Raw genomic sequence first — 14,740 nt, 5'->3', positions numbered from 1 at the left:
CGGGCTTCGTGGCGGTTCCCGGGCCTACGCGTCCGTTTCACCCATCATGAACTGCATCATGGCGCCCATGATGTCCTGGGGGTTCAGCGCGGTGGCCCCGGCCGGGGCGGTGACGGGTACCGCGTCGGGGGCGAAGCCGACGGTCAGCGGCAGCGCGCCGTGGATCTCGCCCTTCGTGTCGAACTGGTCGAGGTCCAGGCTGATCCCCGAGAGCGTGCCGTCCTTGATGGCGACGTCCACGCTGACGTTCTTGTCGGGCACGTCCTTCAGATCGGCGGGCGAGCCCCCGTCCGGCAACCGGGCCGCCAGGGGCTCCAGGGCCTTGGCGAACGCGGCGGCCGTCTTCCCCGCGGACAGGGTCACCTTGATGTGGTCGACGCCGTCCTTGCTGCCGGCGTCGGCGAACTTCGCGTTGTGCTCCACGGCCTCGCGGAGCGCCTTGGTGATCAGCTTCTGCGTCTTCGCGTCCAGCGCCGAGGCGTCCGGGAGCGGAGAGCCGGCGGGCCCGTCCTCGCCCATGGTCTTGGCGAACTCCTCGAAGGCCTCGAGGTCGACGGAGACCCACTTGCCGCCGAGCGCGTCCTTGACCGAGGTGTAGGAGGAGGGCAGGTCGTCGGCGGCGTCCAGGAACCGCTGGACCTCCGCCATGTCGCCCTTGCTCTTCCCGGTGCCGAGATCGCCGGCGAGCGACATGAACCGCCGCAGGTCGAACCGCAGGTAGGTCTTCCCGCCCGCCAGACCGCGGATCTCCAGCAGGTCCTTGTCCTTGCCGAGCGAGATGCGCAGCGCCAGCGAGGAGCTGCCCGCCTTGGCGTCCTTCAGCGGTTCGGCGGCGCTCGCGGAGAAGGACACGTCGAGATCGGCCAGCATCGCGGCGTTCTCCCGGGAGAACCCGTCCGAGTCCTTCAGCGCGGACCATATCTGCTGCTCGCTGCCGTTCAGGCCCACGGACACCGTGACGGCCTTCTGCTGGCCGAGCCGGTCCAGCGCCTGCTGGACCTCGGCGCCGGCGCTCAGGTTCTCGGCGGTGCCGCACGCGGTGGCGGCGGTGGCGATGAAGGCGGCGCAGCCGACGGCGGCGATGCCCTTGCGCATGGTGTCGATGGTGTTCTCCTCGATCGGTGCGGGAACGGTTGGAGGACCCGTGAGGAGGCCGGAAGGTTGTACGGGCGGCCGGATAGGCTCGCCCGCATGGACGACAGCGAGCGCGGGACACCCTGGGTGGTCGGGGTCTCCGGGGCCTCCGGGACGCCGTACGCGGCGGCGGTGCTGCGGGCGCTGCTGCAGGCCGGGGAGGCGGTGGACCTGGTGGTCAGCCGGGCCGCCCGGCTCACCGTCCTGGACGAGACCGGGGGGCCCTTCCGGGACGCGCACTGGCGCGAGGACCTGGCCCGCTGGCTGGCCCGCGGCGCGGACGGCACGCCGGACCGGTTCGAGACGGATCTGTCCCGGGTGCGGTACTGGCCCGCCGGGGACCTCGCGGCCGGCCCGAGCTCCGGCTCCTACCCGGTCAAGGGCATGCTGATCGTCCCGGCGAGCACGGCCTGCGTGGCGGGCGTCGCCCTCGGGCTCTCCAAGGACCTGCTGCAGCGGGTGGCGAGCGTCACGCTGAAGGAGCGCCGCCCGCTGGTGGTCGCCGTACGGGAGACGCCGCTGGGCGGACAGACGCTGCGGCACCTGGTGGCGCTGGACGAGGCCGGCGCCGTGGTGCTGCCGGCCTCGCCGGCCTTCTACGCGGGGGCGCGGGACATCCAGGACCTGGTCGACTTCGTCGCGGGGCGGGTGCTGGACGCCGTCCACGTGCCGCACACGCTGTACCGCCGCTGGGAGGGCGAGCTGGGCGCCGCCGGGGCCGGGGCGGACGGGGCGGCCGCGACGGATGCGCAGGGCACATCCGCGTGAATGCCTTAGATTCTTGTCCTGACAGCGCAGTTGCGGCGTGAATGAAGGGGTCCAGTCTGATGGACGCGGTGGACAGGCAGCTCATCCAGGCCCTCCGTGAGAACGGCCGGGCCTCGTACGCCGAGCTGGGCCGGCTGGTGGGCCTGTCCGGACCGAGCGTCACCGACCGGATCAACCGGCTGGAGCAGGCCGGCGTGATCACCGGCTACCGCGCCACCATCCGTCCGGCGGCCCTCGGTCTCGGGGTCACCGCGCTGGTCGGCCTGCAGCTCAGCGACGCCGCCGACCACGAGGACGTGGCGACCCGGCTGCGCGACCTGAACGAGATCGAGGACTGCTGGTTCATCGCCGGCGACGACTCGTACATGCTCAAGGTGCGCGTCCCCGACGTGGACGCCCTGGAGCACACCATCCGCCGGCTGTCCGGAACCAAGGGCGTCGCGCGCACCCGTACCACGATCGTGCTCTCGACGAAGTGGGAGAACCGGGTCGGGGAACTCCCGGAGAACGTCTAGGCGTAAGGTCGGACGGACGATCCGGATGGTGAAGGCGAGGCAGGCGATGGACGCGGGACTCAAGCGCGAGCTGGAGGCGAAGGTCTACGCGGGTGAGCGGCTGACCCGCGAGGACGGCATCGCCCTCTACGAGTCGGACGACCTGGCCTGGCTGGGCGGCCTCGCCCACCACGTGCGGACGCGGAAGAACGGCGACGTCGTCCACTTCAACGTCAACCGCCACCTCAACATGACCAATGTGTGCACCGCCTCCTGCGCGTACTGCTCCTTCCAGCGCAAGCCCGGGGAGAAGGACGCGTACACGATGCGCATCGAGGAGGCCGTCCGGCTGGCGAAGGAGATGGAGGGGGAGAACCTCACCGAGCTCCACATCGTCAACGGCCTGCACCCGACGCTGCCGTGGCGCTACTACCCGCGCTCGCTGAAGGCGCTCAAGGAGGCGCTGCCGAACGTCTCGCTGAAGGCCTTCACCGCCACCGAGATCCACCACTTCGAGACGATCTCCGGGATGAGCGCGAGCGAGATCCTGGACGAGCTCATCGAGGCCGGCCTCGAGTCGCTGACCGGCGGCGGCGCCGAGATCTTCGACTGGGAGGTGCGGCAGCACATCGTCGACCACCGCACCCACTGGGAGGACTGGTCGCGCATCCACCGCCTGGCGCACGAGAAGGGCCTCAAGACCCCGTGCACCATGCTGTACGGGCACATCGAGGAGCCCCGGCACCGGGTGGACCACGTGCTGAGGCTGCGTGAGCTGCAGGACGAGACCGGCGGCTTCCAGGTCTTCATCCCGCTGCGCTACCAGCACGACTTCGTCGACCTGAAGGACGGCAAGGTCCGCAACACCCTGCAGGCGCGGACCACGATGGCCACCGGCGCCGAGGCGCTGAAGACCTTCGCGGTCTCCCGGCTGCTGTTCGACAACGTGCCGCACGTGAAGGTCTTCTGGGTCATGCACGGCGTGCAGACCGCCCAGCTCGCGCTGCAGCACGGCGCGGACGACATGGACGGCTCGGTCGTCGAGTACAAGATCACGCACGATGCCGACAACTACGGGACGCCCAACAAGCTCACCCGCGACGACCTGCTGGAGCTCATCCGGGACGCGGGCTTCCGTCCGGTCGAGCGCAACACCCGGTACGAGATCATCCGCGAGTACCCGGGGCCCGACGCGGCCCGCCGCGAGTCTCCGCAGCCGATGCGGGTGTGAGACCTGCCGCGCGACCGGGTGCCGGCTCGTGCGGGCAGCGGAGGCGCGCCGTCACATGACGGCGCGCCCCGTCGCCATCCCGGCGCCGAAGCCTCGCCTTCACCCCGGCGTCCCGCCGCGGCCGGACGCCCGTCATGCCACGTCAGCCCGGGTGCCTAGGGTGTGCGCATGGCACTGCGCTTCACCCTCGACCCCGAGCTCACCCCCGGTCTGCGGGACCAGCTCGTCTCCCTGTGGACCGACGTCACCAACGCGGGCGGCGCCGTCGGCTTCGTCGCGCCCGTGGGCCGGGGCGACGTCGCCCCCGAAGCCGAACGGCGCTGCGCGGCGCTGTCCGAGGGCAGGGCGCACATGGTCGCCGGGTTCGCCGGCGACCGGCTCGCCGCCACGGCGTTCCTCACCTTCAACACCCACCGCCTGATGCGGCACTGGGCCTGGCTGTACACCGTGATGATCGACCCCTCCCTGCAGGGCCGCGGCCACGGCGCGGAGCTGATGCGGGCGGCGGAGCGGACGGGCCGCGACCTCGGTCTGGAGGGGCTGAAGCTCACCTGCCGCGGCGGCATGGGGCTGGAGCGCTTCTACGCCTCGGCCGGCTACAAGGAGGTCGGGCGCGTCCCGGCGGCGATACGCGTCGCCCCGGGTGACGACCGCGACGACATCACGATGTGGCTCCCGCTGACCTGACCGCAGCAGGCCCGTGCTTCACTGATGGAGGTGTGTCCGGTACGACCCGCGGGCCGGCGAGCGAAACGAAGGAAGTGGCAACGACCGTGAGCTGGAAGCCGAGCCCCATGCTGCGCTACTCCCTGATGCGTCTCGGTCTCTTCGCGGCCTGCTTCCTGGTGATCTGGGGCCTGGTCTACGTCCGTGTGCTGCCCGCCGGCCTCGGCGACTCCAACCTCCTGTGGGTGATGCTGCTCGCGCTCGTGGTCAGCGCGCCGCTCAGCTTCGTCGTGCTGCGCGGGGTGCGCGAGCAGGCCTCCGTACAGGTCGCCTCGCGCGTGGAGCGGACCAAGGCGAACCTCGCCGCCAGCGCCGCCCAGGAGGACGAGGCGGACGACGCCTCCCGCGCGGCGGCGCAGAACGGCTGACCCACCCCGGGCGGGCGCCGGTCGCGCCGCCCGCCCGCCGGACCGGACGCGGCGGAAGGGACCACCCCGGTGACCACCCCGCCCTGGACCCCTCGAGCGGCTCCCGGCTCCACGGCCCGCATGACCGCGTACGAGATCGCCGCCGCGGTCCGGTCGGGCGCCCTGCCGGCACGGGAGGCCGTCGCGGAGGCGCTGGACCGCGTCGCCCGCCACGACACGCTGCGGGCCTACACCGAGGTCTGGCCGGAGGCGGCCGCGGCGCGGGCCGCCGAGATCGACCGCCGCGTTCGCGCGGGCGAGTGGCTGCCGCTGGCCGGCGTGCCCCTCGCGGTCAAGGCCACCGAGTCCGTCACCGCCTTCCAGACCCGCCGTCTGGCGAGGGCGGGCTGCGTCCCGGTGGGAGCGACGTCCACCCCGGGGCGCGGCACCGGCTGGCGGACCTGGGGAGCCACCGACCGCGGCCCCACGCTCAATCCGCACGACCCCCGCTGGAGCCCGGGCGGGTCCTCGGCCGGCTCGGCCGCCGCGGTGGCCGCCCGTCTGGTGCCGCTGGCCACCGGCAGCGACGGCGCGGGGTCCGTCCGCATCCCTGCCGCCTGGTGCTCGGTGATCGGGCTGAAGCCCACCAACGGACTGGTGCCTGCCCGGGACAGGGCCGGACTGAACATCGCCGGGCCCCTCGCCCGCACCGCCGCCGACGCCGCCCTCTATCTGGACGCCCTCACCGGCCCCGGGACACAGCCCCGGCCTGCTCCCCCCGAGCGTCCCCTGCGCGTGACGTGGTCGGCGACGCTCGGTTTCGCCGACACCGTCGACCGGATCGGCGCCGTGGCCCGGTCACGACTCGACGCCCTCATCCGTACGGGGGCCCTCATCTTCGACGATCTCGCCGTCCGGTTGCCCGATCCGGCCCCGTGCTGGGCGGCGCTGCGCGGGCACGGCGGCGGGGGTCCGGACGGCGCGGCAGGGCGCAAGGCAGAGCTGGAACGCGAACTCGCCCGGGTGTTCGCCGTCGTCGACCTGATCGCGACCCCGACCACTCCGAACCCGCCCCATGGGCACCAGGGCCCCGGTGACACCATGAGCGTCGCGCTGACCTGGGCCTTCAACATCAGCGGCCATCCCGCGATCAGCCTTCCCGCGGGACGGACCGCGCGCGGGGAACCCGTGGGGCTGCACCTTGTGGCGCGGCGGCACCGGGAGGCCGATCTGCTGTCCGTCGCGGCCGCCGCCGAGACGGACCTCCCGGCCCTGTAGGCACGGCGGCCAGGGCATCACCGCTCCGCGGAGGGGACGTACGGGGGCGGCGACGGCGCACGGGGTGCGCACGGTGCGGGGCCCCTACGTCTCGTCCGCGCCCACCGGCCGGCCGGGGTGCGACGGACCGCCGCGGCCCACACGCGCTCACGCGCTCGAAGGCGAAGCCAGAAGGCGAGGACGCGCGTTGGCCCCCGGCCCCCGAAGAGGCGCCGGAGGAGGCCGGCAGAGGCCGGGAGCGGCCGGAAAGGCAGGAGCCCCGCACGGGGTGCGGGGCTCCTTGGGTACTACTCGTCGGTTACTGCTCGTCGGTCCGCGATCAGGCGGGGGTGACGTTCTCCGCCTGCGGGCCCTTCGGACCCTGCGTGACGTCGAAGGTCACCTGCTGGTTCTCCTCCAGCGAACGGAAGCCGGAGGCGTTGATCGCGGAGTAGTGGACGAAGACATCGGGGCCGCCGCCGTCCTGGGCGATGAAGCCGAAGCCCTTTTCGGCGTTGAACCACTTGACGGTTCCGGTAGCCATAAGCCCTCCTTGGGCCAAAGGGTTGCCCTGCTCCAGAACCTGCCCTGCTCACTGCAAGAAGTCTGAAAACTACAAAAGCCCGCGGTCACATGCTCCGCAGGCTCTGTACTGCAAGGGAAACCAAACTGCAACTTGCGACGACAGTAGCACGGAGCATCTGCGGCGGGGAAGAGTGCAAGATCGGAATTCACCCGTGCCGCGCAACGGGCCGGTTCGGCGCTCGCCGGGTCCCGCCCACGACGGCTCCGGCGCGCTACGCGGGACCCGCCGGAGGATCCCGAAGGCGGGGGTCTAGCCTCCTGATGTGGACACATCTGCGCCTCTTCCCTCCGCCGGTGGTGTGCGCCGGGCCCGGCCCCGCGTCGGGCACATCCAGTTCCTGAACTGCGTGCCTCTTTACTGGGGGCTCGCCCGAACGGGTGCCCTGCTCGACCTGGAGCTGACCAAGGACACGCCTGAGAAGCTCAGCGCCCAGCTCGTCTCCGGGGCCCTCGACGTCGGCCCCATCACCCTCATGGAGTACCTCCGGCACGCCGAGGAGTTGATCGCGCTCCCGGACATCGCCGTCGGCTGCGACGGCCCGGTGATGTCCTGCGTGATCGTGAGCCAGGTCCCCCTGACCGCGCTGGACGGCGCCCGGGTCGCCCTCGGCTCCACCAGCCGCACGTCGGTCCGGCTGGCCCAGCTGCTGCTCGCCGAGCAGTACGGGGTGGAGCCCGACTACTACACCTGCCCGCCCGACCTCTCGCTGATGATGCAGGAGGCCGAGGCCGCCGTCCTGATCGGGGACGCGGCGCTGCGCGCCTCGCTGCACGACGCGCCGCGGCTCGGCCTGGAGGTCCACGACCTCGGGCTGATGTGGAAGGAGTGGACGGGACTGCCCTTCGTCTTCGCCGTCTGGGCCGCCCGCCGCGACTTCCTGGAGTCCCGCCCCGAGGTCGTGCACGAGGTGCACCGGGCCTTCCTCTCCTCCCGCGACCTGAGCATGGAGGAGGTGGAGAAGGTCGCCGAGCAGGCCGCCCGGTGGGAGGCCTTCGACGCCCGCACCCTGCAGCGCTACTTCACCACCCTGGACTTCTCGCTCGGAGCCGAGCAGCTCACGGGCATCGCCGAGTTCGCCCGCCGGGTGGGCTTCCCCGAGCAGGCGCGCGTCGAACTGCTGGGCGCCGAGGGCTGATCCCACGGGCCGGCGGCACCCCGCCGCCGGCCCCGCTGCCCCGGCCCCCCGTTGCCCCGGCCCCTTTCCCCGACAACGGGACGATCGGCGCGGCCCCGTCCGCGGCGGCGCCTGCCGCCGGAGCACTCGGCCGCGGCGGATGGCGTGAGCACGGCGGCCAGGGGTACGACTCCCCTGACCTTCCGCACCGGCGAGAGGCGCGCAGATGCAGCCCCTGCAAGCGAACGACCCTCCGGCGATCGGTCCTTACCGCCTGCTCGGCCGGCTGGGCGCCGGCGGGATGGGCCGGGTCTACCTGGGGCGCAGCCCCGGCGGCCGGACGGTGGCGGTGAAGGTGGTGCGCTCGGAGCTCGCGGACGACCCGGAGTTCCGCACCCGGTTCCAGCGCGAGGTCGACGCGGCGCGCCGGGTCGACGGCGCGTGGAGCGCGCCGGTGCTGGACGCGGACACCGACTCGCCGGTGCCATGGGTGGCCACCCGTTATGTCGCCGGCCCCGCGCTGTCCGAGGCCGTCCCGGCCTTCGGGCCGCTGCCGCCGCGGGGACTGCGCGCGCTGGGCGCGGGACTGGCCGAGGCGCTGGAGGCCGTCCACGGACGCGGGCTGGTGCACCGCGACATCAAGCCGTCCAATGTGCTGCTCTCGCTGGACGGTCCCGTGCTGATCGACTTCGGCATCGCCCGTGCCATGGACGCCACGGCCGCCCTGACCAGCAAGGGCGCGGTCGTCGGCTCACCCGGCTACATGGCGCCCGAGCAGGTCACCGGCGGGCCCACCGGTCCGGCCGCCGACGTCTTCGCCCTCGGCGCGGTGCTGGCCTTCGCCGCGACCGGCAGCGGCCCCTTCTCCGGGGACAGCGCGGCCGTCCTGCTCTACAAGGTCGCCCACGAGGAGCCGGAACTCGGCGCGGTGCCGGACGAGTTGCGTTCGCTGACACGGTCCTGCCTGGCCAAGGACCCCGCCAAGCGACCGACGCCCCGCCGGCTCACCGAACTCCTGGCGCCCGGTGGCGACGCCGCCTCGCTGGTGCGGGCCGGCTGGCTGCCGCCCCCGCTGACGGAGCGGCTGGGGCGGCAGGCCGTCGAACTGCTCGACCTCGAACCCTCCCCGCACCCGGGACCGCCGGGTCCGGCCCCCGGTCCCGCCGGCGCGACCGCCGGTCAGACCGCCGGGGGATCGGGCGCGGGTCACGGCGCGTACGGGTCGTACGGCGGGCACCCCTCGTACGGGGCGTTCGGCCCGCCGCCCGGGCCGACCGGGCCCCAGGACGCACCGCCGTTCCCCGCGACGCCGCCGCCCGCCCCCGCGGCGGGCCGCCGGCGCGGACGCGCCGCCGTGCTGGCGGGGGCGGGGATCGCGGCGGCGGCCGCCGTGGCCCTGTCCCTCGTGCTGCCGGGGCTCCTCGACGGCGCGAACCAGGCCAGGGGCGGCGAGCCCACCCCGTCGGCAAGCGCGGGCCGGGGCAGGACGGCGGCGTCCTCGCCCACGTCGCCGGCCCCGCCGCCGTCCTCGCCGCCGGCCTCCGCAGCGCGCCTGGACGCACTCCCGAAGTCCTTCGCCGGCACCTGGAAGGGCGACACCGTCACCACCGGCGGAGTGCCGGGGACGATGCAGATCACCCTGCGCGAGGGCAGGGTCGGGGCGGTCGTCGGCCGCGACAGGAGCGTGCTGGACCTGCTCGGCGAGACCTACGACTGCAGCGGCGACTGGAAGCTCGTCGAGGCCACGGAGAAGAGCATCGTGCTCGACACCAGCGGCGCCGCCAACCCGCACCCCGGGATCTGCTCCGACGGTTCGTCCGACGAGCGGTTCACCCTCACCGCGGACGGCTCGCTGCACTACCGCTCGGGCGACCCCCTGGCCGGCCGACCGGAAGGGGACCTCAGGAAGCAGGGCGGCTGATCGCCTGGCGTAGGCTGAGCGGGTCCGTCACAACCCTCGGAAGGGATGCCCGGTGAGCGAGAACGCCGACCTGCAGTCCGTCCTCGACCGTGCCGCCGGCGGTGGCCGCATCACCCCCGAGGAGGCGCTCGACCTCTACCGCTCCGCGCCCCTGCACGCCCTCGGCGCGGCCGCCGACGCCGTGCGCCGCCGCCGCTACGCGGGTACCGAGCACATCGCGACGTACATCATCGAGCGCAACATCAACTACACCAACGTCTGCGTGACGGCGTGCAAGTTCTGCGCCTTCTACGCCGCGCCCAAGGACACCGCCAAGGGCTGGACCCGGGACCTCGATGACATCCTGCGCCGCTGCGCGGAGACCGTCGAACTCGGCGGCACTCAGATCATGTTCCAGGGCGGCCACCACCCCGACTACGGCGTCGAGTACTACGAGAAGCACTTCAGCGCCATCAAGCAGGCCTTCCCGCAGCTGGTCATCCACTCCCTCGGCGCCTCCGAGGTCGAGCACATGGCCCGGATCTCCAAGGTGTCCGTGGAGGAGGCCATCAGCCGCATCCACGCCGCGGGCCTGGACTCCTTCGCGGGCGCCGGCGCCGAACTGCTGCCGGAGCGGCCTCGGAAGGCGATCGCCCCGCTGAAGGAGAGCGGCGAGCGCTGGCTGGAGATCATGGAGACTGCGCACGGGCTCGGCGTGGAGTCGACCTCCACCATGCTGATGGGCACCGGCGAGACCAACGCCGAGCGCATCGAGCACCTGAGGATGATCCGCGACGTCCAGGACCGCACGGGCGGTTTCCGCGCGTTCATCCCCTACACCTACCAGCCCGAGAACAACCACCTGAAGGGCCGGACCCAGGCCACGCTCTTCGAGTACCTGCGCATGATCGCCATCGCGCGGATCTTCCTGGACAACGTCGCCCACATCCAGGGCTCCTGGCTCACCACCGGCAAGGAGGTCGGCCAGCTCTCGCTGCACTACGGGGCCGACGACCTCGGCTCGGTGATGCTGGAGGAGAACGTGGTCTCCTCGGCCGGCGCCAGGCACCGCTCCAACCGCATGGAGCTGATCCACCTGATCCGCGCCGCCGGCCGCGTCCCGGCCCAGCGCGCGACCACCTACGAGCACCTCGTCGTCCACGACGACCCGGCGAACGACCCGGTCGACGACCACGTCGTCTCCCACCTGTCGTCGACCGCCATCGAGGGCGGCACGGCGCACCCGGAGCTGAAGCTGCTCAGCACCTCCTGAGCCGCCCGATGGTGACGATCCACTCCGGGGCCGACGGCACGGCCGTGCTGGTCGACGGCGGCATCCTGGCCGCCGTCGGCCCGTTCGAGGAGTTGCGGGCGGCCCATCCGGGCGCCCGTGTGCGGACCTGGCCGGGCGTGCTGCGCCCCGGCCTGACCCACGAGGGCGAGCTGCCGCCGGCGCCCACCCCGCGCGAACGCGTGCACGCCCTGCTGCTGCGCGGCGTCACCGCCGTGGCCGGCGCCCCGGCCGATCCGGCGCTGCGCTCGACCCTGGACCGCTACGGGCTGCTGCCCGCGCGCCGGGCCCCGGCCCTGGAGCCGGGCGCCCGGGCGGATTTCGCTGTCTTCGAAGAGCAGGGCCGCTGCCTCGCCACCGTCGTCGCCGGTCGCCTCCTCCACCGCCGGGCCTGACGCCGTCGGGCCTGACGCCCTCGGGGCGCGTCCGGGGCCCGGGCGAGCTGCCCGGTACGGGCCGGACCCGCGTCGACCCTCATCGCGGGCTGCCCTGCGGCCCGTTGCCGCGCTGGTCCCCGGAGCCGGGCGTCCGCCGCCCGCCCGGCCGCGCCCTGCCCGGGGCCCCTGCGCGGGGCGCGGGGCTGCCGGGTGAACAATGGGGGCGTGACCCGAGCCTCCCTGGACAAGCAGCCGCACGAAGTCGCCGCGATGTTCGACGACGTCGCAGCCAACTACGACCTGACCAACGACGTGCTGTCGCTCGGCCAGGACCGCCGCTGGCGCAAGGCCGTCGCCCAGGCCCTCGCCGTCCGTCCCGGCGAGCGCGTGCTGGACCTCGGCGCCGGCACGGGCACCTCCTCGCTGCCCTTCGCGGAGGCGGGCGCCCGCGTCGTGCCCTGCGACTTCTCCCTGGGCATGCTGCGCGAGGGCAAGCGCCGCAACCCCTTCCTCCCGCTCACCGCGGGCGACGCGACCCGGCTGCCGTTCGCCGACGCGGTCTTCGACGCCGTCACGATCTCCTTCGCCCTGCGCAACGTCCACGACACCGACGCCGCGCTGCGCGAGATGCTGCGGGTCACCCGCCCCGGCGGCCGGGTCGTCATCTGCGAGTTCAGCCACCCCACCTGGGCGCCGTTCCGCACCGTCTACACCGAGTACCTGATGCGCGCCCTCCCGCCCGTCGCCCGGGCGGTCAGCAGCAACCCCGACGCGTACGTGTACCTGGCCGAGTCCATCCGCGCCTGGCCCGACCAGCCTTCGCTGGCCGGGCGCCTGCAGAAGGCGGGCTGGTCGAAGGTCGCCTGGCGCAACCTGTCGGGCGGCATCGTGGCGCTGCACCGCGCGGTGCGCTGAAGGCGGGGCGGCCCGCCCGCTCACGGATGCGGCCCCATAGACTGCACGGAAGTCCGGTCCGGCCGCAGCCGGCTGGTCGCAGACAGGCCCGCATCCGCCCCTGAGCAGCGAGGAGCACCGTGACCGAGACCGCCGCTTCGGAACGCAGCGCCGATGTGATCGTCGTAGGTGCCGGGCCCGCCGGTTCGACGACGGCCTACTACCTGGCGAAGGCGGGACTCGACGTCCTGCTGCTGGAGAAGACCGCCTTCCCGCGCGAGAAGGTGTGCGGCGACGGACTGACCCCCCGGGCGACCAAGCAGCTGGTCGCGATGGGCATCGACATCTCCGAAGAGGCCGGCTGGTTGCGCAACAAGGGACTGCGCATCATCGGCGGCGGCGTCCGGCTGCAACTGGACTGGCCGGACCTGGCCTCGTTCCCGGACTACGGGCTGGTGCGCAAGCGCGAGGACTTCGACGAACTCCTCGCCCGCCAGGCGCAGAAGGCGGGCGCCCGGCTCTACGAGCGCTGCAACGTGGGTGCCCCGATCCGCGACGAGCGCACCGGCCGCATCACCGGCGTCGAGGCCAAGCTGGGCGAGGAGAAGACCCCGGTCACCTTCCACGCGCCGCTGGTCGTCGCCGCGGACGGCAACTCCACCCGGCTCTCGCTCCAGATGGGCCTGCACCGCCGCGAGGACCGCCCGATGGGCGTTGCCGTGCGCACGTACTTCACCTCCCCACGGCACGACGACGACTACCTGGAGTCCTGGCTCGAGCTGTGGGACCGGCGGGTCCCGGGCGATCCGCGGCTGCTGCCGGGCTACGGCTGGATCTTCGGCATGGGCGACGGCACGTCCAACGTGGGCCTGGGCGTGCTCAACACCTCCTCCGCCTTCAAGGAGCTGGACTGGCGCGAGGTGCTGAAGGCCTGGTGCGCCTCGATGCCCGAGGACTGGGGCTACACCGAGGAGAACATGACCGGGCCCATCCGCGGCGCGGCGCTCCCTATGGCCTTCAACCGCCAGCCGCACTACACCAAGGGCCTGCTGCTGGTCGGCGACGCGGGCGGTCTCGTCAACCCGTTCAACGGCGAGGGCATCGCCTATGCGATGGAGTCCGGCCAGATCGCCGCCGACGTCATCGTCCAGGCGCACGCGCGCGGCACCGCGGCCCAGCGGGAGCTGGCGCTCCAGTCGTACCCCCGGATCCTCAAGGACACCTACGGCGGCTACTACACGCTCGGCCGCGCCTTCGTGAAGCTGATCGGCAACCCGAAGGTCATGAAGCTGGCGACACAGCGCGGCCTGACGCATCCGATGCTGATGCGCTTCACGCTGAAGCTGCTGGCGAACCTCACCGACCCCTCGGGCGGCGACGCGATGGACCGTGTGATCAACGGTCTGTCGAAGGTGGCGCCGCGCTCCTGAACCCCCGCGGTCCCTGCCGCGCCGGTCCGTGCTGCACGGGCCGGCGCGGCTTTTTTCTGCCATCGCGCCGGGCAGCCGACGTGGAGGTATGCAAACGACCTTATCCTTACCTTTCAGAGGTATGATGCAGGCCTATGGAGAGGGAATGGCTGTCCGTGGAGCAGGTCGCGGAGCGGCTCGGCCTGCATGTGCGCACCGTCCGCGGCTACATCCGCGACGGACGGCTGAAGGCCGTGCGCATCGGCAAGCAGTACCGCGTCGCCCGGGCCGATCTGGACGCCCTCACCGGTGCGCCGGCAGCCGCCCCACGGCGCCGGGTGGAGGTCTCGGCCATCGTCGAGGTGGACGGCATCGGCGCGGCCGCCGCCGACCGCCTGGGCACCCTGCTCGTGGCCGGCGCCCAGATGGCGCGGGAGCCGCACGAGTTGGCCCGGGTCCGGACGGCGTACGACGACGAGCGCTCGCGGCTGAAGGTCGTGGTGCTCGGAGGCGCCGCGGCGACGGCGGACGTCCTGCGCACCATCGACGACGTCCTGGGAGGGGAGAACGACATGCTGCCGCAGGAGCACATCGAGGATCCGGAGGCGGGCCGTGGCTGACGTGGTGACCGAGCGGCGGGGCGTGCCCGTCCTCGTCTGCGGCGAGGACGGTGCGAGGGTCAGCGGCGTCCAGGACGCGCTCGACCTGATCGGAGCGACCTACCTGCAGGCGGAGGTGGTGGCCCTGCCGGTCGCCCGGCTGGACGAGAGCTTCTTCGCCCTGCGCAGCGGCCTGGCGGGGGAGATCATGCAGAAGTTCGTCAACTACCGTGTCCGGCTTGCCGTCGTCGGCGACGTCTCGGCGTACACGGCGGCGAGTACGGCCTTTCGCGACCTGGTCCGCGAGTGCAACCGCGGCGGCCGCACGTGGTTCGTCGACGACCTCGAGGCGCTCGACGCCCGCCTCGGCTGACCGGGCGCGCGCCGCTCCGACGGGGAACCGCGCCCACGGCGGCTTCCGTTGGCCCGCGCGGCCGTGCGCTTCGCGGGAAGGGGCGGCGGACTCGCCGGTCTGGGCCTGCGGTTGGCGCGGACGCGGAGGACGGGGTGGCGAGGGGCCGGATCGCCGATCCTCTGACATCGATGTCGTTGACATCGATGTCAGCAGCGCCTGCCAGGGAGTCAGCTCGCGCCCGAAATGCGGGATTTGAGG

Annotated in this window: 16 protein-coding genes; 14 read left to right on the top strand and 2 right to left on the bottom strand. The window is 73.0% G+C overall.

Features of this window, described 5'->3' with window-relative positions:
* Positions 1-24: 24 nt before the first annotated feature.
* A complete protein-coding gene (locus tag AC3ET4_RS00795; RefSeq protein WP_431944645.1) occupies positions 25-1,095 on the bottom strand; it encodes a hypothetical protein in 1,071 nt (356 codons plus the stop codon).
* Positions 1,096-1,191: 96 nt separating this feature from the next.
* Here AC3ET4_RS00795 and AC3ET4_RS00790 point away from each other — a divergent pair, with 96 nt between their 5' ends.
* The 6 genes from AC3ET4_RS00790 to AC3ET4_RS00765 all read left to right on the top strand — a co-directional run bounded on the left by AC3ET4_RS00790 (position 1,192) and on the right by AC3ET4_RS00765 (position 5,978).
* Positions 1,192-1,902: a UbiX family flavin prenyltransferase gene (locus tag AC3ET4_RS00790; RefSeq protein WP_431944643.1), complete on the top strand. Its 711-nt coding sequence runs from the start codon at positions 1,192-1,194 to the stop codon at positions 1,900-1,902.
* Between the two features lie 59 nt (positions 1,903-1,961).
* The gene (locus AC3ET4_RS00785) at positions 1,962-2,417 is read left to right on the top strand and encodes an Lrp/AsnC family transcriptional regulator (RefSeq protein ID WP_431944641.1); all 456 of its coding nucleotides are present in this window, start codon (positions 1,962-1,964) and stop codon (positions 2,415-2,417) included.
* A gap of 46 nt (positions 2,418-2,463) precedes the next feature.
* Positions 2,464-3,627 (top strand): aminofutalosine synthase MqnE, encoded by a 1,164-nt coding sequence (gene mqnE, locus AC3ET4_RS00780; protein ID WP_431944800.1) that lies wholly within the window; start codon positions 2,464-2,466, stop codon positions 3,625-3,627.
* A gap of 168 nt (positions 3,628-3,795) precedes the next feature.
* Positions 3,796-4,314, top strand: a complete 519-nt coding sequence (locus tag AC3ET4_RS00775) for a GNAT family N-acetyltransferase (protein WP_431944639.1) — start codon at positions 3,796-3,798, stop codon at positions 4,312-4,314.
* A 107-nt stretch (positions 4,315-4,421) separates the two neighbouring features.
* Positions 4,422-4,721 (top strand): DUF4229 domain-containing protein, encoded by a 300-nt coding sequence (locus AC3ET4_RS00770; protein WP_431944798.1) that lies wholly within the window; start codon positions 4,422-4,424, stop codon positions 4,719-4,721.
* 69 nt (positions 4,722-4,790) lie between these two features.
* Positions 4,791-5,978 carry an amidase family protein gene (locus AC3ET4_RS00765; RefSeq protein WP_431944637.1) on the top strand — a complete coding sequence of 396 codons (1,188 nt, stop codon included), beginning with the start codon at positions 4,791-4,793 and terminating at the stop codon, positions 5,976-5,978.
* A gap of 319 nt (positions 5,979-6,297) precedes the next feature.
* On the opposite strand, the gene AC3ET4_RS00760 is transcribed toward AC3ET4_RS00765, so the two are convergent.
* A complete protein-coding gene (locus AC3ET4_RS00760) occupies positions 6,298-6,501 on the bottom strand; it encodes a cold-shock protein (RefSeq protein ID WP_030667277.1) in 204 nt (67 codons plus the stop codon).
* A 304-nt stretch (positions 6,502-6,805) separates the two neighbouring features.
* On the opposite strand from AC3ET4_RS00760, the gene AC3ET4_RS00755 reads away from it, so the two are divergent.
* The 8 genes from AC3ET4_RS00755 (at position 6,806) to AC3ET4_RS00720 (ending at position 14,500) form a co-directional block, all read left to right on the top strand.
* Positions 6,806-7,678 (top strand): menaquinone biosynthetic enzyme MqnA/MqnD family protein, encoded by an 873-nt coding sequence (locus AC3ET4_RS00755; RefSeq protein WP_431944635.1) that lies wholly within the window; start codon positions 6,806-6,808, stop codon positions 7,676-7,678.
* Between the two features lie 205 nt (positions 7,679-7,883).
* The gene (locus tag AC3ET4_RS00750) at positions 7,884-9,578 is read left to right on the top strand and encodes a serine/threonine-protein kinase (protein ID WP_431944633.1); all 1,695 of its coding nucleotides are present in this window, start codon (positions 7,884-7,886) and stop codon (positions 9,576-9,578) included.
* Between the two features lie 52 nt (positions 9,579-9,630).
* Positions 9,631-10,830 carry a cyclic dehypoxanthinyl futalosine synthase gene (gene mqnC / locus AC3ET4_RS00745; protein ID WP_431944631.1) on the top strand — a complete coding sequence of 400 codons (1,200 nt, stop codon included), beginning with the start codon at positions 9,631-9,633 and terminating at the stop codon, positions 10,828-10,830.
* A gap of 8 nt (positions 10,831-10,838) precedes the next feature.
* Positions 10,839-11,243, top strand: a complete 405-nt coding sequence (locus AC3ET4_RS00740; protein ID WP_431944629.1) for an imidazolonepropionase-like domain-containing protein — start codon at positions 10,839-10,841, stop codon at positions 11,241-11,243.
* Between the two features lie 207 nt (positions 11,244-11,450).
* Entirely contained in the window at positions 11,451-12,140 is a 690-nt protein-coding gene (locus AC3ET4_RS00735; protein WP_431944627.1) for a demethylmenaquinone methyltransferase, read from the top strand.
* A 119-nt stretch (positions 12,141-12,259) separates the two neighbouring features.
* Positions 12,260-13,549, top strand: coding sequence for a geranylgeranyl reductase family protein (locus tag AC3ET4_RS00730; protein ID WP_431944625.1), 1,290 nt, complete (start codon positions 12,260-12,262; stop codon positions 13,547-13,549).
* Between the two features lie 134 nt (positions 13,550-13,683).
* Positions 13,684-14,148, top strand: coding sequence for a helix-turn-helix domain-containing protein (locus AC3ET4_RS00725; RefSeq protein WP_431944623.1), 465 nt, complete (start codon positions 13,684-13,686; stop codon positions 14,146-14,148).
* Positions 14,141-14,500 (top strand): DUF4180 domain-containing protein, encoded by a 360-nt coding sequence (locus AC3ET4_RS00720; protein ID WP_431944621.1) that lies wholly within the window; start codon positions 14,141-14,143, stop codon positions 14,498-14,500. The genes AC3ET4_RS00725 and AC3ET4_RS00720 overlap by 8 nt, the downstream gene beginning before the upstream one ends.
* Positions 14,501-14,740: the final 240 nt, after the last annotated feature.

Source organism: Actinacidiphila sp. bgisy167, from assembly GCF_057707665.1.
This window is presented reverse-complemented; position numbering and strand designations above follow the sequence as displayed.